The following is a 20,163-nucleotide window of genomic DNA, read 5'->3' on the forward strand; positions in this document are numbered from 1 at the left end:
CCGTTCCCGGCCTCGGTACGCGGGTGTCCCGAAGCCGGTTCCCGCGTCCATGACCGCGCCCGCCGGAGGCATCCGGCGGTGCCCCGCGCCGACCGTCCCGCCAGGAGGCGCCCCCGGTCGTCGCCCGGCCGGAAGCCCCCGCCCGGCCGGAAGCCCCCAGCCCGCACGACCCCGTACCCGCGCAAGCGAAAGCCCGGTGCCGCGAGGGAATCCCTCACGGCACCGGGCTTCGGTGCGTACCGGGGCGGACGTCAGGCCGCCGGCACCTTCTCCGGGTCCTCCGTGGCCGGGATCTCCGGCTGGGCCCGCTTGGCCGTGACCGACTGCTTCACGAAGGCGATGATCAGGACGACCGCCGCGACCATCAGGGACAGCAGGACCGTCTCGCGGCCGTCGTGCTCCGTGTCGGTCAGCATGTAGCCGAGGACGAAGACGATCAGCGCGGCCGTGGCCCAGGTGAGGTACGGGTACAGCCACATCTTCACGACGAGCTTCTCCGGCGCCTCGCGCTGGATGATCTTCCGCATCCGGAGCTGCGAGAAGCAGATGACCAGCCACACGAAGAGCGCGACCGCGCCGCTGGAGTTGACCAGGAAGAGGAAGACCGAGTCCGGGAACTTGTAGTTGAAGAACACCGCGACGAAGCCGAACAGCACCGAGGCCAGGATGGCCGCCATCGGCACACCGCGGGAGTTGGTCTTCGCGAACGCCTTCGGCGCGTCACCGCGCTCACCCAGCGAGAACGCCATCCGGGACGCGGTGTACAGGCCCGAGTTCAGGCAGGACAGCACCGAGGTCAGCACGATGAAGTTCATGATCTCGCCGGCGTGCGCGATACCCAGGGAGTTCAGCGCGGCGACGTAGGAACCGTCGGTCTTGATCGACGGGTCGTTCCACGGCAGCAGCGAGACCACGACGAGGATCGAGCCCAGGTAGAAGACCGCGATACGCCAGATGATGCTGTTGGTCGACTTGGTGACCGCGCGCTGCGGGTTCTCCGACTCACCGGCCGCCAGCGTGGCGATCTCGCTGCCCATGAAGGAGAAGACGACCAGCAGCACACCGGTGAGGATCGCGCCCGGACCGTGCGGCAGGAAACCGCCGTGCGCGGTGAGGTTGCTCAGCCCGGCCTTGTCGCTGTGCGCACCGGGCAGCACACCGAAGACGGCCAGCGCGCCGACCACGATGAACGCGCCGATCGCCACGACCTTGATCCCGGCGAACCAGAACTCGAACTCGCCGTAGGAGCCGACCGAGACCAGGTTGGTCGCCGTGAGCACCAGCATCACGATCAGCGCCCAGCCCCATTGCGGGACGGCCGGTATCCAGCCCTCCAGGATCTTCGCGCCGGCCGTCGCCTCGACGGCGAGCACCACGACCCAGAAGAACCAGTACAGCCAGCCGATGGAGAAGCCGGCCCAGCGGCCCAGCGCGCGGTCGGCGTGGGCGGAGAAGGAGCCGGAGGTCGGGTTGGCCGCGGACATCTCACCCAGCATGCGCATCACGAGGACGACGAGCGTGCCGACGAGGGCGTAGGACAGCAGGATGCCGGGGCCCGCCGTGGCGATACCCGTACTGGAGCCGACGAAAAGGCCGGCACCGATCACACCACCGATGGCGATCATCGACAGGTGACGGTTCTTGAGACCTGCTTGCAGCCCGGAACCTTGGGTCATGGACGGAATTCCTTTGCGCCAGGTGGAGCGGTTCCCGTACGAGCGGCGGTGCAGTCGTACGACGTCGTACGGGGCCTCGCACGAGCGGTGTACGAGGCGGTCCAGTGAATCTGAGGGGAACGAATTCGGGAACCTCTGAATCCGGATTGTTACTTGAGGTTTCCTTGAGGTTCTATGGCCCGTCTCACATATCCCCTATCGAACCCGGAGCTGCTGCCCGGAATCGGGCGTGACACACTCGGTCCATGCGCGTGTATCTCGGCTCCGACCATGCGGGCTACGAACTCAAGAACCACCTCGTCGAGTGGCTCAAGGCGGCGGGGCACGAGCCCGTCGACTGCGGGCCGCACATCTACGACGCCCAGGACGACTACCCGCCCTTCTGCCTCCGGGCGGCTGAGCGCACGGTGGCCGACCCCGGCTCCCTCGGCGTCGTCATCGGCGGCTCCGGCAACGGCGAGCAGATCGCCGCGAACAAGGTCAAGGGGGTGCGTGCCGTCCTCGCCTGGAGCGAGGCGACCGCAGCGCTCGGCCGCGAGCACAACGACGCCAACGTCATCGCCGTGGGCGCCCGGCAGCACACCGAGGACGAGGCGACCAAGTTCGTCGAGATTTTCCTGAACACCCCGTTCACCGGCGAGGAGCGCCACGCCCGCCGCATCGAGATGCTGGCGCGGTACGAGAACACCGGCGAGCTCCCGCCCATCCCGGCGCACCACCCCCAGCAGTAACGCCGCGCCGCCCCCGCCGCCCGATGCGGCGGGGGCCCCGCGGCCCTTTTTCAGGAAGGACGCCCCGGCCTTGCCAGAAGGGCACACGATCCACCGGCTGGCGCGGGACTACGCCGAGCGCTTCCGCGGCACCGCCCCGCTGGTGACCAGCCCCCAGGGCAAGTTCACCGACGCCGCCGAGCTGCTGGACGGCGCCGAGCTGACCGCCACCGACGCCCACGGCAAACACCTCTTCCTGGGCTTCCGCGACAGCGACTGGGTCCACATCCACCTCGGCCTCTTCGGCAAGGTCGCCTTCGGCCCGGCTCCCGCGCCGCCGCCGACCGACACCGTCCGGCTCCGGCTCGCGAACGACACCGCGTACGTAGACCTGCGGGGCCCGACGACCTGCGCGCTGATCACCGACACCGAGAAGCGGGCCGTCCACGACCGCCTCGGCCCCGACCCGCTGCGCCCCGACGCCGAACCGGCCGCCGCCCAGGAGCGGATCAGACGCAGCCGCACCTCCATCGCCGCGCTGCTGATGGACCAGAAGACCATCGCCGGCGTCGGCAACGTCTACCGCGCCGAGGTCCTCTTCCGGCACGGCATCGACCCCTACCGCGCCGGCCGTGACGTCACCCCGGCCGAGTGGGACGCGATCTGGGCCGACCTGGTGGCCCTGATGCGGGACGGCGTGCGCGACAACCGCATCGACACCGTCCGCCCCCAGCACACCCCCGAGGCGATGGGCCGACCGCCCCGCGTCGACGACCACGGCGGCGAGGTCTACGTCTACCGCCGGGCCCACATGCCCTGCCACGTCTGCGGCACCGAGATCCGCACCGCCGACCTGGCCGCCCGCAATCTCTTCTGGTGTCCCGGCTGCCAGCCCGCCTGACCCGTGCGCCCCGTACGCATCGGTGAACCGGTCGTGCGCCCCGTTCTGTCGTGCCAGGCCCGCAGCCTGCCGCCCGAAGAGGCGGGAAATTTCCGCCGGGTGGCAGCGCGACGGCCCCGAGTGCCGTTCACTGTGTAGTCGAACCGCGTGGTCGAAACGCGAAGTGGAGCCTCGCACGGGGGACAAGTGGGACCTCCCGTGCCATGCGGCCGGCTGGATGGATAGGGTCCCGAACTGATGGCAGCAGGACGAGAACGGCGCGCGAAGGCCGAGACGTTCACGGCCCGGTGGAAGATGCAGTGGCACCGGGTCCGCGTCGCGCTGCGCAGAAGTGCCGTGGACTACTTCCGCGGCGACGGCCCCGACTGGATCGCCCTGGTCGGCCTGCTCCTCACCATTCCCGCGCTCATGGCCCTCACACTGGCCAACTCCGTCTGGTGTTCCCCGGCCACCCTCGTCATCCCGATCGTCGCGGGCGGCCTGCTGCTGCGCCCCGCCAGCCTGCTCGGTCTGTACGCGGCCGCCGCCACCGCCCTCATCGTGGAATCGGTGCGGCTCGGCCCGTACACCGAGGGACCCTCCAGGGTCACCCCGGGCGTCGTCCTGGTCGTCGCCGCCTGCGGTCTCTTCGGGCTGCTGACCGCGCAGTTCCGCAGCCGGGTCGGCGTGCCCTGGCGTCGCGGCGGCACCATGCTGTTCGACCTGCGCGAGCGCATCCGCGCCCAGAGCGAACTGCCCAAGCTGCCCAGGGGCTGGCACCACGAGATGGCGCTGCGCCCGGCGGGCGGCCAGTCCTTCTCCGGTGACTTCGTCGTCGCCGCCCGCACCAACGGCGGCCGCACCCTGGAAGTCGTCCTGACCGACGTCTCCGGCAAGGGCATGGACGCCGGTTCCCGCGCCCTGCTGCTGTCCGGCGCCTTCGGCGGCCTGCTCGGCTCGCTGCCCCCGCACTCCTTCCTGCCCGCCGCCAACGGCTATCTGCTCCGCCAGGACTGGGACGAGGGCTTCGCCACCTCCATCCACCTGGTGCTCGACCTCGACTCCGGCGACTACGAGTTGTACTCCGCGGGCCACCCGCCGGGCCTCCAGCTCAGCGCGGGCACCGGCCGCTGGGAGGAGAAGGCCGCCGAGGGCCCGCTCCTCGGGGTGTACGACGGCGGCCAGTTCGACTCCATGAAGGGCACCCTGCGGCCCGGAGACGTGCTGATGCTCTTCACCGACGGCCTGGTGGAGGCCTCCGACCGGGACATGGTCGAGGGCATCGACCGCCTCACCGGCGAGGCCGACCGCTATGTCGCGGGCGGCTTCCACGGCGCCGCCTGGCACCTCATCGAGGCTGTCGCCAAGGACGTCAACGACGACCGCGCGCTGCTGTTGATCTGCCGTGAGGCGTCCGCGCCCGTGCGCTGAACTCCCGGTGGAACACTGGGGCGATGACACCGACCCCGCTCACCCTGGCCCAGGTCGAGGACCTCGCCCGCGACGCCCACGCCGGACAGACCGACAAGGCGGGCCGCCCCTACGCCGAACACCTCGCGGCCGTCGCCGAGGGGGTACGCGTGCGCGGCGGCGACGAGGAGCAGATCGCGGCGGCCTGGCTGCACGACGCCGTCGAGGACGACGCGCTCAGCGAGGAGTGGCTGGCCGGCGCCGCCCTCACCCCGCGCACCAAGGCCATCGTGCTCGCCCTCACCAAGCGACCCGGCGAGCCGCCCGAGGAGTACGCGCGCCGCATCCTCGCCACACCGGGAGCCGAGCTGGTCAAGCGCTCCGACCTCGCGCACAACGCCGACCCGGCCCGGCTGGCCGTCCTCGACGAGGCGACCCGGAAACGACTGACCGAGAAGTACACGCGGATGCGTGCGCTCCTCGGTCAGGGGCGGCCCGACTAGCGGCGGCGGGTCAGGCGGAGGTCTTCTCGAGCGGCCGCTGCTGCCGTGCGCGGGCCAGTTCGGCGGCGTCCTGCTTGAACGCCCACTCCATCTTCGGTTCCATCGCGAAGCGGAAGACGCGCTGGAACGGGGTCGTGCACAGCACGGTGACGGTGGCGGCCGCGAGCGTGGTCACCAGGATCTCGCCGAGCGGGCCGTGCAGCCAGGGGTGGTCGAACCAGCCCTGGAAGGTGGCGAACTTGATCACGAAGCCGTGCAGCAGATAGCCGTACATGGTGCCGCAGCCCAGCGCGGTGAACCAGGTCCGGCGCCCCGGCACCCAGGCGAAGAAGCAGGCGGTCAGCACCACCGCGCCGACGAACAGCGCGAGGGTCATCAGCGGGCCGGTCCACCAGGGCGCGCCCAGGTTCTGCGCCGCGCTCTCCCGGTAGAACCAGTTGTCGTCCATGCGCGGGGCGGCCCACCAGCCGACGACCAGCGCGGTGGCGAAGACCGGCACGGAGGCGATCCGCACCCACGGGCGGCGCAGCGCCACGAAGTGCTCGGGCTTCAGGCACAGGCCCAGGACGAAGCAGGGCATGAACTGCAGCACGCGGCCCAGGGCGAACCCGCCGCCCGCGACGGGGGAGACCGAGCCGAGCATGGCGAGGGCCAGTGCGATGGGCAGCGGGTTGCGCACCAGCTTCCACAGCGGGCTGGTCAGCCGCCAGACGAACAGCGCGCACAGGAACCACGTCAGGTACCAGGGGGAGAACAGGTCGAACGGGTCGCCGGAGTGGCCGACGTACCGCCGGAAGATCAGGTAGGCCGTCTGGAACACGACGTACGGCACCAGGACACCGGTGACCAGGCGCTTCAGCCGGTCCGGGCGCATGTCGAAACTGCGCGAGAAGAAGCCGGAGATGATGATGAACGCCGGCATGTGGAAGGTGTAGACGACGTCGTACAGACCTTCGAGGATGCGACTGTCGCCCTTGACCGGCGCCCACGAGTGCCCCATCGCCACGAGCACGATCGCCAGGTACTTCGCGTTGTCGAAGAACGAGTCGCGCTGTTTGGCGGGCTTCGCGGCTCCGGCCTCCCGTGCTTCCCCGCTCCGGAGCCCGCCCTCACCGCTGGGCGGGACTCGAGGGGAGGGCACCACGGCGTCCGGCTGGGCTGCCGGTGGCGCGGGCGCGCGGGTCTGGCCGGGGGACGGGGAGGCATCGAACATCTCAGGCACCCTAGCGTCGAGCGTGGGAGTCCGTAAAACCATCCAGGTCGCTCCCGTTTATCGGCTTCGGATACCCACTTATTCGCACAACTTGCCTGTCGGAACAGGGTGATCGCGGACACAATATGGGCCGCCTTCTGCCCCGTGATGTCCTGATTCATCCATGCGAATTGGGTCATAGCCCACCGGCGCCCGCTCAATTCGAATTACCCGCAGTGGTGATGTGTGGGTATGGAAATGATGTTGAGCAATTCCCGTCACCGTCAACGCTGGTGAGGTGTCGAATTGCCGCACCGGGCGCGGGCCCCGACGGACCGGTTCACCGACGATGTGTCACGAGCCGCATACAGAGGGCTGGTTGGTGGCACGATGGTTCTGGCGGAGGTGTGCTGCACGGTGCCTCCAGGCCGGGAGAGCGAACCGACCGAGGGTGTGATCAGTTGTGGCCATTTCACTGTCCGTGGTGTTGCTGTTGGCGATCATCCTGGTGGTGTTGATGCGAGGGGGGAACATCAAGGCCGGCCCGGCGATCGTGGCGATCCTCTTCGGCTTCTTCCTCGCCTCCACCGGGATGGCGCCCTCCATCAGCCGCTTCATGCAGTCGATAGCGGAGATGGTCAACTCCATCAGCTTCTGACGGGTTCCGGGCATCGGCTTGCGGCCGGGTCCGAACGCCCCGGGGAACGACTCAGGGGCCCGGCGCCGCCGAAACGGCTGCCGGGCCCCTGAGTCATGAAGAGCGGGCGACGGGAATCGAACCCGCGTAGCTAGTTTGGAAGACTAGGGCTCTACCATTGAGCTACGCCCGCGAGAGCGCACCGCGCGTCGGTGACGGCGGCACATCAGGCATCGTAGCGGGTCCCCCGGCGCGCAGGCGAACGTGGTGGTGCCACGGGGTGCCCGCGGCGCGGCACACGGTGCCGCGCGCGACGCGGCGACGGGCCCGGCCGGGGCATGTACCCTACGACTCGCACCAGACGGGGTGTGGCGCAGCTTGGTAGCGCGTCCGCTTTGGGAGCGGAAGGCCGTGGGTTCAAATCCCGCCACCCCGACCACTGGCTCACGGTGTCGTGATGATCGCCTTTTGGGGCGCTGTCCGGCTGCGGTTACTATGCAGGTTGCGCGCCCGTGTGTCCGGCCTCATGGCCTGCTACTCCCTCCGGGCGGCTATCCGTCGGTGCCCTCTGGCTCCGGCAGAACCCAAGAAGTCAGCCACAAGGAGACCGAACCGTGAAGAGCGCCGTGGAGACCCTGAACCCGACTCGGGTTCGGCTCACTGTCGAGGTGCCCTTCGAGGAGCTCAAGGACAGCCTCGACGCGGCGTACCAGAAGATCAACCAGCAGGTCACGGTGAAGGGCTTCCGTAAGGGCAAGATCCCGGCCCGGGTCATCGACCAGCGGTTCGGTCGCGGTGCGGTGCTCGAAGAGGCCGTCAACGACGCGCTCCCGAAGTTCTACACCGAGGCGGTCAACGAGGCCGAGCTGACCCCGCTGGGCCAGCCCGAGGTCGACATCACCGAGCTGAAGGACGGCGAGACGCTGAACTTCACCGCCGAGGTCGACATCCGCCCGTCCCTCGAGATCCCGGACTACTCCGGCATCGAGGTCGAGGTCGACGCCATCGAGGTCAGCGACGAGGACGTCGAGAAGTCGGTCGAGCAGCTCCGTGAGCGCTTCGCCTCCACCTCCCCGGTCGAGCGTGCCGCCGAGGACGGAGACGTCGTCACGATCGACCTGGAGGCCAAGGTCGACGGTGAGGTCCTGGAGGACGGCGTCGCCAGCGGCGTCTCCTACACCATCGGCTCCGGCGAGCTGCTCGACGGCATCGACGAGGCCGTCAAGGGCCTGTCCGCCGGCGAGGAGGGCACCTTCACCTCCGAGCTGAAGGGTGGCTCCGCCGCCGGCCGCGAGGCCGAGGTCACCGTCAAGGTCACCCAGGTCGCCGCCCGCGAACTGCCCGAGCTGGACGACGACTTCGCGCAGCTCGCCTCCGAGTTCGACACCCTGGACGAGCTCAAGGCCGACAGCACCAAGCGCCTGGCCGGCATGAAGCAGTACGACCAGGCCACCCAGGCCCAGGAGCGTGTGCTCGACAAGCTCCTCGAGCTGGTCGAGGTCCCCGTCCCCGAGAAGCTCCTCGAGGACGAGGTCAACACCCGCAAGCACAACCTGGAGCACCACCAGCTCGGCCAGATGGGCCTGACCCTCGACAAGTACCTGGAGATCCAGGGCAAGACCGCCGAGGAGTTCGACACCGAGACCCGTGAGGCCGCGGTCAAGGGCATCAAGACCCAGTTCGTCCTGGACGAGCTGGTGAAGAAGGAGAACCTGGGCGTCAACCAGGAGGAGCTCACCGAGCACCTCATGCGCCGCGCCGCCTCCTCCGGCATGTCCCCCGACCAGTTCGCCCAGGCCGTCGTCGAGGGTGGCCAGGTGCCCCTCCTCGTCGGCGAGGTCGCCCGCGGCAAGGCTCTGGCCGTCGTCGTCGAGGCCGCCACGGTGAAGGACACCAACGGCGAGATCGTCGACCTGGACGACGAGGACGAGGAGACCGAGGCCACGGCCGAGGTCACCGAGGCCGCCGAGGAGAAGACCGAGGGCTGAGCCCGAGGCATCTCGACCTGACAGCAGGCCCCCGGAAGCGAGTCTTCCGGGGGCCTGCTGTCTTTGGTGCGGGGGCGGAGCACTACGCCCCCGGCGAACACCTGCTTCTGCGGGATTCACCGGGGGGACCAGAGCGTTAGGGTCCATGAATACGGGGGGCAGGGGAGTCAGCCGACCCCGCCAAGCCCCCGGCAGGACGACGTGAGACGGCCCGGCGCCGTCGTAAGACGAGCAGGTGGATACGTGACGAATCTGATGCCCTCCGCCGCCGGCGAGCCCTCCATCGGTGGTGGCCTCGGCGACCAGGTCTACAACCGGCTGCTCAACGAGCGGATCATCTTCCTCGGCCAGCAGGTCGACGACGACATCGCCAACAAGATCACCGCGCAGTTGCTCCTCCTCGCGGCCGACCCCGAGAAGGACATCTACCTCTACATCAACAGCCCCGGCGGCTCGGTGACGGCCGGCATGGCGATCTACGACACCATGCAGTACATCCCGAACGACGTGGTCACGATCGCCATGGGCATGGCGGCCTCGATGGGCCAGTTCCTGCTCACCGGCGGCGCCGCGGGCAAGCGCTTCGCGCTGCCGCACGCGGACATCATGATGCACCAGGGCTCCGCGGGCCTCGGCGGTACGGTCTCGGACATCAAGATCCAGGCCGAGTACCTGCTGCGTACCAAGAAGCGCATGTCCGAGCTGACCGCCCAGCACTCCGGCCAGACGGTGGAGGCGATCATCCGCGACGGCGACCGCGACCGCTGGTTCACGCCGGAAGAGGCCAAGGAGTACGGTCTCATCGACGAGATCATCACGCACGCCTCGGGTGTCCCGGGAGGCGGCGGCACCGGTGCCTGACCGGCCCGGCCGCGCCACGCACCGCCACCACCGACAGCTCCCAGAACGCCACCAGGACGGTGAACACCCCATGAGCAACTTCCCCGGCGCCGCCAGCGGCATGTACGAGGGCCCCCGCCCCGACAGCCGTTACATCATCCCGCGCTTCGTCGAGCGCACTTCCCAGGGCGTCCGCGAGTACGACCCCTACGCGAAGCTCTTCGAGGAGCGCGTGATCTTCCTGGGCGTCCAGATCGACGACGCCTCCGCCAACGACGTCATGGCGCAGCTCCTGTGCCTGGAGTCGATGGACCCCGACCGGGACATCTCGATCTACATCAACAGCCCCGGTGGTGACATGACGGCCCTGACGGCCATCTACGACACCATGCAGTTCGTGAAGCCCGACATCCAGACGGTGTGCATGGGCCAGGCCGCCTCGGCCGCGGCCATCCTGCTCGCCGCGGGCACCCCCGGCAAGCGCATGGCGCTGCCGAACTCGCGCGTGCTGATCCACCAGCCGGCGGGCTCCACCGGGCGCGGTCAGCTCTCCGACCTGGAGATCATCGCCAAGGAGTTCACCCGGATGCGCGACCAGCTCGAGGACATGCTGGCCAAGCACTCCAACCAGCCGCTGGACAAGATCCGCGAGGACATCGAGCGCGACAAGATCCTCACGGCCGAGGAGGCGCTGGAGTACGGTCTGGTCGACCAGATCATCTCCACCCGCAAGATGAACAACGAAGCGGTCCGCTGACCGCGGTTGCGCACTTCCGGGCTCTCTTGGCAGGGTGCACGTCAAAGTGAACCCTGCCAAGGGGGGCCCGAACACGGGGCCCGGCAAGGTACCGTCGACATAAGGCAGCACCAGGAGTCGTTGGACCTCATCTGTGTCCAGTCGTCTCCCAGGCGAAGGGGAAGCACACCGTGGCACGCATCGGTGACGGCGGCGATCTGCTCAAGTGCTCGTTCTGCGGCAAGAGCCAGAAGCAGGTCAAGAAGCTCATCGCAGGTCCCGGTGTGTACATCTGCGACGAGTGCATCGACCTGTGCAACGAGATCATCGAGGAAGAGCTCGCCGAGACGAGCGAGGTGCGCTGGGAGGAACTCCCCAAGCCCCGCGAGATCTACGAGTTCCTCGAGAGCTACGTGGTCGGCCAGGAAGCGGCCAAGAAGGCCCTCTCCGTCGCGGTGTACAACCACTACAAGCGGGTCCAGGCCGGTGAGAACGGCGGCGGCCAGAGCCGCGAGGACGCCATCGAGTTGGCCAAGTCCAACATCCTCCTGCTCGGCCCCACGGGCTCCGGCAAGACCCTGCTGGCGCAGACCCTGGCCCGCATGCTCAACGTCCCCTTCGCCATCGCGGACGCCACCGCGCTCACCGAGGCGGGATACGTCGGCGAGGACGTCGAGAACATCCTGCTGAAGCTCATCCAGGCCGCCGACTACGACGTCAAGAAGGCCGAGACGGGCATCATCTACATCGACGAGATCGACAAGGTCGCCCGCAAGAGCGAGAACCCGTCGATCACCCGCGATGTGAGCGGCGAGGGCGTCCAGCAGGCCCTGCTGAAGATCCTGGAGGGCACCACCGCCTCGGTGCCGCCGCAGGGCGGACGCAAGCACCCGCACCAGGAGTTCATCCAGATCGACACGACGAACGTGCTGTTCATCGTGGGCGGTGCGTTCTCCGGTCTGGAGAAGATCATCGAGTCGCGGGCCGGCGCCAAGGGCATCGGCTTCGGCGCCACCATCCGCTCCAAGCGCGAGCTGGCCGCCAAGGACATCTTCGAGGACATCATGCCCGAGGACCTGGTGAAGTTCGGGATGATCCCCGAGTTCATCGGCCGTCTCCCGGTCATCACCTCGGTGCACAACCTCGACCGCGAGGCCCTGCTCAAGATCCTCGTCGAGCCGCGCAACGCCCTGGTCAAGCAGTACCAGCGCCTCTTCGAACTCGACGGCGTGGAGCTGGACTTCGAGCGCGAGGCGCTGGAGGCCATCGCCGACCAGGCCATCCTCCGCCAGACCGGCGCGCGCGGCCTGCGCGCCATCATGGAGGAGGTGCTGATGTCGGTGATGTACGAGGTGCCGTCCCGCAAGGACGTGGCCCGCGTCGTCATCACGGCCGACGTCGTCCACTCCAACGTCAACCCGACCCTGATCCCGAGGGACTCCCGCGGCCGGGGCCAGGGCGAGCAGAAGACCGCGTAACCCTCCGGTTCGTACGCGCGAAGGGCCCCGGCCGACCGGCCGGGGCCCTTCGCGCATGTCCGGGTCAGGCCTTGACCCGCACCGCCGCACGGAACTTGGCGGTCAGCTCGGCGTCCGCCGCCGGGTCGCTGCTGCGGCCCGCGGCCAGCGTGGCGATGTCCATCGGCATCACGAAACCGACGGTGCTGTGGTCGCCCCACACGCAGAAGGAGAACGTCATCTCCTTGGGCACGCCCTCACCGCTGCCCGACGTATCACCCTTGGCCTGCTGGCACTTGAGGATCGCGTCCCCGAGCGAATCCGGCTCGTACCGCTTCGGCTCGCCGATCAGCGTGTACTTGTGCTCGGCGTCCTTGCTGCTCTGGTCCTTCATGTAGGCGAAGAGCGCGTCGACCGTCTTCTCCGGGTCGGCGATCGTGCCGTACACCCCGCCGAACTCGATCACCTTCTTGCTCAGCGGGTTGTTCACGTCGCCCGCCGCGTACTCGGCGCTGACGTCCTTCGGGTCGCTCACGCCCCAGTTCTCGGCGTCCTTGAGGTCGTCCTCGGTCATCGCGCCGTTCCCGCTCTTGCCCTTCTTGTACTCCGAGAGCACGGTCGAGGGCGCGGTGAGCTTGTGCGGGCCGTCGTCGGCCACGTCGCCGCCGCTGCCGCCGCTGGTCAGGAAGTACACGCCCACCGCCACGGCGGCGACCACGGCCACCGCACCGATGATCAGCCCGTTGCGCTTGCCGTTGTTGCGGCCCTGCACCGGGGGCTGCGGAGCGCCGTAGGGAGCCTGCCCGTAGGGGGCCTGCGGGGGCTGGCCGTACGGGGGCTGCTGCCCGTAGGGGTTCTGCTGGGGCTGGGCGTAGGGGCCCGGCTGCTGGGGGACGCCCTGCTGCTGCGGGTAGCCGTAGGGGGCGCCGGGCGGGGCCGGGGGAGCGGGCGGGGGCGGCGGGGACGGCGGGTAGCCGTAGCCGGGCTGAGGGGCCTGCGGGGGCTGCGGGGGCCCGCCGTACGGTCCGGGGGCGCCGTAGGGGCCGGGCTGGGCCGGGGGCTGCTGCCCGTAGGGGCCGGGCTGACCAGCCTGACCGTAAGGACCCGGCTGCGGGGGCTGTCCGCCGTACGGGCCCGGCTGGTTGCTGCTCATGGCTGGGTTCCCCTCCAGATGTTCAGGTGTTGCCGCCATCCTTGCCCAGCGGCCGGGGACAGGTGCCACCGGGGGCCGCACCGTTACAGAACAAACGCGTTTCGGGAGCACCCCGCGGCACCTCTAAACTGACCCCCGTGACCGAGAACGCTCAGCAGCAGCCATCAGCGCCCGAGACCGAACTGCCGACCCAGTACGCGCCGGCCGACGTAGAGGGGCCGCTGTACGAGCGCTGGGTGGAGCGGGGTTATTTCGAGGCGGACGAGAAGAGCGACAAGCCGCCCTTCACCGTCGTCATCCCCCCGCCCAACGTCACCGGCAGCCTCCACCTGGGCCACGCCTTCGAGCACACGATCATCGACGCCCTGACCCGCCGCAAGCGCATGCAGGGCTTCGAGACCCTGTGGCAGCCCGGCATGGACCACGCCGGCATCGCCACCCAGAACGTCGTCGAGCGCGAGCTCGGCAAGGAGGGCAAGTCCCGCCACGACCTGGGCCGCGAGGCGTTCGTCGACCGCGTCTGGCAGTGGAAGTCCGAGTCCGGCGGCCAGATCTCCGGCCAGATGCGCCGCCTCGGCGACGGCGTCGCCTGGTCCCGTGAGCGCTTCACCATGGACGAGGGCCTCTCCCAGGCCGTCCAGACCATCTTCAAGCGCCTCTACGACGACGAGCTGATCTACCGCGCCGAGCGCATCATCAACTGGTGCCCGCGCTGCCTGACCGCGATCTCGGACATCGAGGTCGAGTACCAGGACGACGACGGCGAGCTCGTCTCCATGACGTACGGCGAGGGTGACGAGACCATCGTCGTCGCCACCACCCGCGCCGAGACGATGCTCGGTGACACGGCCGTCGCCGTCCACCCCGACGACGAGCGCTACAAGCACCTCGTCGGCAAGCTCATCAAGCTGCCGCTGACCGACCGCTCCATCCCGGTCGTCGCCGACACGCACGTCGACCCCGAGTTCGGCACCGGTGCCGTCAAGGTGACGCCCGCGCACGACCCGAACGACTTCGAGATCGGCCAGCGCCACGACCTGCCGTCCATCACCGTGATGGACGAGCACGCCGTCATCACCGCCCACGGCCCCTTCCAGGGCCTGGACCGCCTGGAGGCCCGCTCCGCCATCGTCGCCGCGCTGCGCGCCGAGGGCCGGATCGTCGCCGAGAAGCGGCCCTACGTCCACTCGGTCGGCCACTGCTCGCGCTGCAAGACCACCATCGAGCCGCGCCTGTCGATGCAGTGGTGGGTCAAGGTCGGCCCGCTCGCCAAGGCCGCCGGTGACGCGGTCCGCGACGGCAAGGTCAAGATCCACCCGCAGGAGATGGAGAAGCGGTACTTCGACTGGGTCGACAACCTCCACGACTGGTGTATCTCGCGCCAGCTCTGGTGGGGCCACCGCATCCCGGTCTGGTACGGCCCCGAGGGCGAGGTCGTCTGCGTCGGCCCCGACGAGCAGCCGCCCGCCGGCGAGGGCTGGCACCAGGACACCGACGTCCTCGACACCTGGTTCTCCTCCGGCCTGTGGCCCTTCTCCACCCTGGGCTGGCCCGAGCAGACCGAGTCGCTGGCGAAGTTCTACCCGAACTCCGTCCTGGTCACCGGCTACGACATCCTCTTCTTCTGGGTCGCCCGGATGATGATGTTCGGCCTCTACGCGATGGACGGCACCCCGCCGTTCCACACCATCGCCCTGCACGGCATGGTCCGCGACCAGTTCGGCAAGAAGATGTCGAAGTCCTTCGGCAACGCGGTCAACCCGCTGGACTGGATGGACAAGTACGGCTCCGACGCCCTGCGCTTCACCCTCGCGCGCGGCGCCAACCCCGGCGTCGACGTGCCGATCGGCGAGGACTGGGTCCAGGGCTCGCGGAACTTCGCCAACAAGATCTGGAACGCCACCCGGTTCGCGCTGATGAACGGCGCGACGATCGAGGGGCCGCTGCCGGACGCGTCCGCGATGTCCGCCACGGACCGCTGGATCCTCTCCCGCCTCAACTCGGTCGTGGCCGAGGTCGACGCGTACTACGAGGACTACCAGTTCGCCAAGCTGTCCGACGCGCTGTTCCACTTCGCGTGGGACGAGGTCTTCGACTGGTACGTCGAGCTGTCCAAGACCACGTTCCAGGCGGGCGGGGAGGCGGCCGAGGTCTCCAAGCGGGTCCTGGGCGAGGTCCTCGACGTCACGCTGAAGCTGCTGCACCCGGTGGTCCCGTTCGTCACGGAGACGCTGTGGACCACGCTGACGGGTGGTGAGTCGCTCGTCATCGCCGACTGGCCCACCGACTCCGGATTCCGTGACGCCTCGGCCGAGCGGGAGATCGAGTCCCTCCAGTCCGTCATCACCGAGGTCCGCCGCTTCCGCGCCGACCAGGGCCTCCAGCCGGGTCAGCGGGTTCCGGCGCGGCTCACCCTGACCGGTACGGCGCTCGCTCCGCACGAGGCGGCCATCCGGCAGCTCCTGCGCCTCCAGCCGGAGGGGGAGTCCTTCACGGCCACGGCCACCCTGCCGGTCGCCGGTGCCGAGGTCGCCCTCGACCTCTCCGGCACGATCGACGTCGCGGCGGAGCGGAAGCGCCTCGCCAAGGACCTCGCCGCCGCGGAGAAGGAGAAGGCCCAGGCCACGGCCAAGCTCGGCAACGAGGCGTTCCTGGCGAAGGCCCCGGACGCGGTCGTCGACAAGATCCGCGGCCGCCTGGCCAAGGCGGAGGAGGACATGACCCGCCTCCAGTCCCAGCTCGACCGCTTGCCGCAGGCGTAAGCGAACGCAGACAGCCCCCGGCGCTCCGTACGAGCACCGGGGGCTGCTGCTTACCCACCCGCGCCCCAGGCCCTTAGGCCGACTGCCCACAGCCAGCCGGGCAACTGTCCAGCCCCCTGGGCCGCCCCCACCCAGGGGCGCGGGGAACTGCGCGACCGGCCACGACGGACCGGCACCGGAGCCACAGGGCGCACACGTGAGCCATCCGGCGAGCCTGTGCTGCGGACACCTAGGGGCGCGGGGAACTGCGCGACCGGCCACGACGGACCGGCACCGGAGCCACAGGGCGCACACGTGAGCCATCCGGCGAGCCTGGGCTGCGACACCCAGGGCCGCGGGGAACTGCGCGACCAGCCACGACGGACCCGCGGCCGGACCACCACGCGCGACAACGCGCCCCCTCCGTAGACTGGCCCCGTGAGCGACGAGCACCCCGGCACCAACGACACCCCCGACCCCCTGGACCCCTTCGACGAGATCATCGCCGAGGAGACGGACCGCGACCCCGACCTCGCCGTGATCGAGGCGGGCAGCCGCACCCTGCGCACCCAGGGCGGCCCGCCGGAGGCCGACGTACCGGCCCGGCCCGAGGACCCCGAGGTGGACCGCGCCCTGCGCGAGGTGGAGACCGAGCTCGCCACCCGCTGGGGCGAGACCAAGCTCGAACCCTCCGTCACCCGGATCGCCGCCCTGATGGACGTACTGGGCGACCCCCAGCGCGCGTACCCCTCCATCCACATCACCGGCACCAACGGCAAGACCTCCACCGCCCGCATGATCGAGGCCCTGCTCGGCGCCTTCGAGCTGCGCACCGGCCGCTACACCAGCCCGCACGTGCAGTCGGTGACCGAGCGCATCAGCCTGGACGGCGCCCCGATCAGCGCCGAGCGGTTCATCGAGACGTACGAGGACATCAAGCCGTACATCGAGATGGTCGACACCGCGCAGGAGCACCGGCTCTCCTTCTTCGAGGTGCTGACCGGCATGGCGTACGCGGCCTTCGCCGACGCCCCCGCGGACGTCGCGGTCGTCGAGGTCGGCATGGGCGGAAGCTGGGACGCGACCAACGTGATCGACGGCGACGTGGCCGTGGTCATGCCGATCTCGCTGGACCACACCGACCGCCTGGGCGAGACGCCCGAGCAGATCGCCACCGAGAAGGCCGGGATCATCAAGCCGGACTCGACCGTGATCATGGCCCAGCAGCCGGTGGACGCGGCCCAGGTGCTGCTGAAGAAGGCCGTCGAGGAGAACGCCACCGTGGCCCGCGAGGGCATGGAGTTCGGCGTCGTGGACCGCCAGGTCGCCGTCGGCGGCCAGTTGGTCACCCTGCGCGGCCTCGGCGGCGAGTACCCCGAGGTCTACCTCCCGCTGCACGGCGCCCACCAGGCGCACAACGCGGCCGTCGCCCTCGCCGCCGTGGAGGCGTTCTTCGGCGTCGGCGCCGAGCGCGCCGAGCCGCTGGACATCGACACCGTGCGCAAGGCGTTCGCCGCCGTCTCCTCGCCGGGCCGGCTGGAGATCGTCCGGCGTTCCCCGACCGTCGTGCTGGACGCCGCGCACAACCCGGCGGGCGCCGAGGCCACCGCCGAGGCGGTGCGGGAGGCGTTCGACTTCAGCCGGCTGATCGGTGTGGTCGGCGCGAGCGCGGACAAGAACGTGCGCGGCGTGCTGGAGGCGTTCGAACCGATCTTCGCCGAGGTCGTCATCACGCAGAACACCAGCCACCGCGCGATGGACGCGGACGAGCTGGCCGCCATCGCCGTCGAGGTGTTCGGCGAGGAGCGGGTCCAGGTCGAGCCCCGGCTGCCGGAGGCGCTGGAGGCCGCGATCACGCTGGCCGAGGAGGAGGGCGAGTTCGCCGGCGGCGGCGTCCTGGTCACCGGTTCGGTCATCACGGTGGGCGAGGCCCGCCTGCTGCTTCGGAAGGGCTGAGGTAAACCGCTCGTGCGTACGCTCTGTTCATCGACGCTGATCGGCGAGTTCTTCGTCATCGGGTTCGCCGGTCTGGTCGCCATGAAGGACCCCTCGCTGGCCATGTCCACGGTGTGGTGGGTCTGCGGGGTCGCCATGGTGCTGTCCGTGCTGCTGTGCGGCATGGTGACCCGGCCGGGCGGTGTCGTCCTCGGCTGGGCGCTCCAGCTCGCTCTGATCGCCTCGGGCTTCTTCGTGCCGATGATGTACTTCATGGGCGCGGTGTTCGCGGCCCTGTGGTGGGCGTCGGTGCACTACGGCCGCAAGGTCGACGAGGCCAAGGCCCGCTTCGCGGCGGCCGCCGCCGGGTCCTCCCCTACGGCTGACGCTGCGTGACGAGGGCGTGGACACGCCCTGTAACCTCGTGCCACCGCACGTCAGTCGTAAGGAGCCTTCCGTGACCCAGCGCACCCTCGTCCTGCTCAAGCCCGACGCCGTCCGTCGTGGCCTGATCGGCGAGATCATCGGCCGTATCGAGCGCAAGGCCGACTGGCGGATCGCCGCGCTGGAGCTGCGCACCCTGGACCGGGGCACGCTGGAGCAGCACTACGGCGAGCACGAGGGCAAGCCGTTCTACGAGCCGCTGGTGCAGTTCATGTCCTCCGGCCCCGTCGTCGCCATGATCGTCGAGGGTGAGCGGGTCATCGAGGGCGTGCGGCAGCTCGCCGGTCCGACCGACCCGATCGCCGCGTCTCCCGGCTCCATCCGCGGGGACTTCGGTGTCATCGTGCGGGAGAACCTGATCCACGCCTCGGACTCGGAGGAGTCCGCCGAGCGCGAGGTGAAGATTTTCTTCCCGGGCCGTGACTGACCGGTGCGGTGCGGCCCGCACGGGCCACGCCATGCGGAGTTTCAGGGAATTTTTCTGAGGGTTCGTCAGCCCCTTCGGATATCCCGCCCCCGGACGGCCGTACCATTTCGGCCGTCCCTCGGCATATGCGTTGCCGTTCGGGGGAACGCGCGCCCCCGATGGACCGTCTCCACGAGCGAGGCGGCACGCCATCTGCTGACAATTGGCGAAGACCCTCGCGCGGTGTTCGTGCAGGCGCGTCTACGATGGAAGCCTTCACGTCACCGCACCCACCTCGCCGACCTGAAAAGCCCTCAAAAGCTTCCAGGGAAGGCCCGTCGAATCCTGATGGGGAACTCAATGTCGTTCATCGGCCGTGACATGGCTGTCGACCTCGGGACCGCCAACACGCTGGTGTACGTCAGGGGTCGCGGGATCGTACTCAACGAGCCGTCCGTCGTGGCGATCAACACCAACACCGGTGGCATCCTCGCGGTCGGCGCCGAAGCGAAGAAGATGATCGGCCGCACGCCCGGCAACATCGTGGCCGTGCGACCGCTGAAGGACGGCGTGATCGCCGACTTCGAGATCACCGAGCGGATGCTCCGCTACTTCATCCTGAAGATCCACAAGCGGCGGTATCTGGCCCGGCCTCGGGTCGTCGTCTGTGTCCCCTCGGGCATCACAGGTGTCGAGCGGCGCGCCGTCATCGAAGCCTCCTCCCAGGCGGGCGCCCGCCAGGTGCACATCATCGAGGAGCCCATGGCCGCGGCCATCGGCTCCGGCCTGCCGGTCCACGAGGCCACGGGCAACATGGTGGTGGACATCGGCGGCGGCACCACGGAGGTCGCGGTCATCTCCCTCGGCGGCATCGTCACCGCCCAGTCCATCCGCGTCGCGGGTGACGAACTGGACAACGCGATCATCCAGTACATCAAGAAGGAGTACAGCCTTCTGCTGGGTGAGCGGACGGCCGAACAGATCAAGATCACGATCGGTTCGGCGTACGACCTCGACTCCGACGAGCACACCGAAGTCCGCGGCCGGGACCTGGTGTCCGGGCTGCCCAAGACCGTCGTCATCTCCGCAGCGGAGGTGCGCAAGGCGATCGAGGAACCGGTCAACGCGATCGTCGACGCCGTCAAGACGACCCTGGACAAGTGCCCGCCGGAGCTGTCCGGCGACATCATGGACCGGGGCATCGTGCTGACCGGCGGCGGCGCCCTGCTGCGCGGCCTCGACGAGCGGCTGCGCCGGGAGACCGGTATGCCGATCCACATCGCCGAGGACCCGCTCGACAGTGTCGCGCTCGGTTCCGGCAAGTGCGTCGAGGAGTTCGAGGCACTGCAGCAGGTACTTGACGCCCAGCCGCGCAGATGACACGACACTTCGATTCCGCCGTACGAGACGTTCTGCTCTCGTGCGGCGGATCGTTGATATAGAGGCATAAGCTCC

At 69.3% G+C, this 20,163-nt stretch carries 17 protein-coding genes and 2 tRNA genes; 15 read left to right on the plus strand and 4 right to left on the minus strand.

Annotated elements, in window-relative coordinates; all coding sequences use genetic code 11:
* Positions 1–251: 251 nt before the first annotated feature.
* Positions 252–1,676 (minus strand): amino acid permease, encoded by a 1,425-nt coding sequence (locus tag HEK131_RS05210; protein WP_217465543.1) that lies wholly within the window; start codon positions 1,674–1,676, stop codon positions 252–254.
* A 245-nt stretch (positions 1,677–1,921) separates the two neighbouring features.
* Here HEK131_RS05210 and HEK131_RS05215 point away from each other — a divergent pair, with 245 nt between their 5' ends.
* The 4 genes from HEK131_RS05215 (at position 1,922) to HEK131_RS05230 (ending at position 5,179) form a co-directional block, all read left to right on the plus strand.
* The gene (locus HEK131_RS05215) at positions 1,922–2,407 is read left to right on the plus strand and encodes a ribose-5-phosphate isomerase (RefSeq protein WP_217465542.1); all 486 of its coding nucleotides are present in this window, start codon (positions 1,922–1,924) and stop codon (positions 2,405–2,407) included.
* 70 nt (positions 2,408–2,477) lie between these two features.
* Positions 2,478–3,287: an Fpg/Nei family DNA glycosylase gene (locus HEK131_RS05220; RefSeq protein WP_244333840.1), complete on the plus strand. Its 810-nt coding sequence runs from the start codon at positions 2,478–2,480 to the stop codon at positions 3,285–3,287.
* A gap of 237 nt (positions 3,288–3,524) precedes the next feature.
* On the plus strand, positions 3,525–4,697 hold the full coding sequence (locus HEK131_RS05225; RefSeq protein WP_161145961.1) for a PP2C family protein-serine/threonine phosphatase: 1,173 nt from the start codon (positions 3,525–3,527) through the stop codon (positions 4,695–4,697).
* 23 nt (positions 4,698–4,720) lie between these two features.
* Positions 4,721–5,179, plus strand: a complete 459-nt coding sequence (locus HEK131_RS05230) for an HD domain-containing protein (RefSeq protein ID WP_217465540.1) — start codon at positions 4,721–4,723, stop codon at positions 5,177–5,179.
* 10 nt (positions 5,180–5,189) lie between these two features.
* On the opposite strand, the gene HEK131_RS05235 is transcribed toward HEK131_RS05230, so the two are convergent.
* Complete coding sequence (locus HEK131_RS05235) at positions 5,190–6,392, minus strand: acyltransferase family protein (RefSeq protein WP_244333841.1); 1,203 nt, start codon at positions 6,390–6,392, stop codon at positions 5,190–5,192.
* Between the two features lie 442 nt (positions 6,393–6,834).
* Here HEK131_RS05235 and HEK131_RS05240 point away from each other — a divergent pair, with 442 nt between their 5' ends.
* Positions 6,835–7,029 carry a hypothetical protein gene (locus tag HEK131_RS05240; protein WP_161145964.1) on the plus strand — a complete coding sequence of 65 codons (195 nt, stop codon included), beginning with the start codon at positions 6,835–6,837 and terminating at the stop codon, positions 7,027–7,029.
* A 101-nt stretch (positions 7,030–7,130) separates the two neighbouring features.
* Here HEK131_RS05240 and HEK131_RS05245 read toward each other — a convergent pair.
* Positions 7,131–7,201: transfer RNA gene (locus HEK131_RS05245), tRNA-Gly, on the minus strand.
* 169 nt (positions 7,202–7,370) lie between these two features.
* On the opposite strand from HEK131_RS05245, the gene HEK131_RS05250 reads away from it, so the two are divergent.
* The 5 genes from HEK131_RS05250 (at position 7,371) to clpX (ending at position 12,050) form a co-directional block, all read left to right on the plus strand.
* Positions 7,371–7,447 (plus strand) — tRNA-Pro (locus tag HEK131_RS05250).
* 175 nt (positions 7,448–7,622) lie between these two features.
* Positions 7,623–8,996 (plus strand): trigger factor, encoded by a 1,374-nt coding sequence (gene tig / locus HEK131_RS05255; protein WP_161145965.1) that lies wholly within the window; start codon positions 7,623–7,625, stop codon positions 8,994–8,996.
* 255 nt (positions 8,997–9,251) lie between these two features.
* Positions 9,252–9,857: an ATP-dependent Clp protease proteolytic subunit gene (locus HEK131_RS05260; protein ID WP_202494535.1), complete on the plus strand. Its 606-nt coding sequence runs from the start codon at positions 9,252–9,254 to the stop codon at positions 9,855–9,857.
* Between the two features lie 70 nt (positions 9,858–9,927).
* Positions 9,928–10,593, plus strand: a complete 666-nt coding sequence (locus HEK131_RS05265; RefSeq protein WP_161145967.1) for an ATP-dependent Clp protease proteolytic subunit — start codon at positions 9,928–9,930, stop codon at positions 10,591–10,593.
* 170 nt (positions 10,594–10,763) lie between these two features.
* Positions 10,764–12,050, plus strand: a complete 1,287-nt coding sequence (gene clpX / locus HEK131_RS05270) for an ATP-dependent Clp protease ATP-binding subunit ClpX (protein WP_217465538.1) — start codon at positions 10,764–10,766, stop codon at positions 12,048–12,050.
* A gap of 64 nt (positions 12,051–12,114) precedes the next feature.
* On the opposite strand, the gene HEK131_RS05275 is transcribed toward clpX, so the two are convergent.
* Positions 12,115–13,182: a hypothetical protein gene (locus HEK131_RS05275; protein WP_244333842.1), complete on the minus strand. Its 1,068-nt coding sequence runs from the start codon at positions 13,180–13,182 to the stop codon at positions 12,115–12,117.
* 137 nt (positions 13,183–13,319) lie between these two features.
* Here HEK131_RS05275 and HEK131_RS05280 point away from each other — a divergent pair, with 137 nt between their 5' ends.
* From HEK131_RS05280 to HEK131_RS05300, 5 genes are all read left to right on the plus strand, one after another.
* Positions 13,320–15,944, plus strand: a complete 2,625-nt coding sequence (locus HEK131_RS05280) for a valine--tRNA ligase (RefSeq protein ID WP_244333843.1) — start codon at positions 13,320–13,322, stop codon at positions 15,942–15,944.
* A gap of 417 nt (positions 15,945–16,361) precedes the next feature.
* Complete coding sequence (folC, locus tag HEK131_RS05285; protein WP_217465535.1) at positions 16,362–17,879, plus strand: bifunctional tetrahydrofolate synthase/dihydrofolate synthase; 1,518 nt, start codon at positions 16,362–16,364, stop codon at positions 17,877–17,879.
* 12 nt (positions 17,880–17,891) lie between these two features.
* Complete coding sequence (locus HEK131_RS05290) at positions 17,892–18,254, plus strand: DUF4233 domain-containing protein (RefSeq protein WP_217465534.1); 363 nt, start codon at positions 17,892–17,894, stop codon at positions 18,252–18,254.
* A 61-nt stretch (positions 18,255–18,315) separates the two neighbouring features.
* Positions 18,316–18,729, plus strand: a complete 414-nt coding sequence (gene ndk, locus HEK131_RS05295; RefSeq protein ID WP_244333844.1) for a nucleoside-diphosphate kinase — start codon at positions 18,316–18,318, stop codon at positions 18,727–18,729.
* A gap of 339 nt (positions 18,730–19,068) precedes the next feature.
* A complete protein-coding gene (locus HEK131_RS05300) occupies positions 19,069–20,088 on the plus strand; it encodes a rod shape-determining protein (RefSeq protein ID WP_020940056.1) in 1,020 nt (339 codons plus the stop codon).
* Positions 20,089–20,163: the final 75 nt, after the last annotated feature.

This window comes from Streptomyces seoulensis, assembly GCF_022846655.1.
In the GTDB taxonomy this organism is placed as follows: domain Bacteria; phylum Actinomycetota; class Actinomycetes; order Streptomycetales; family Streptomycetaceae; genus Streptomyces.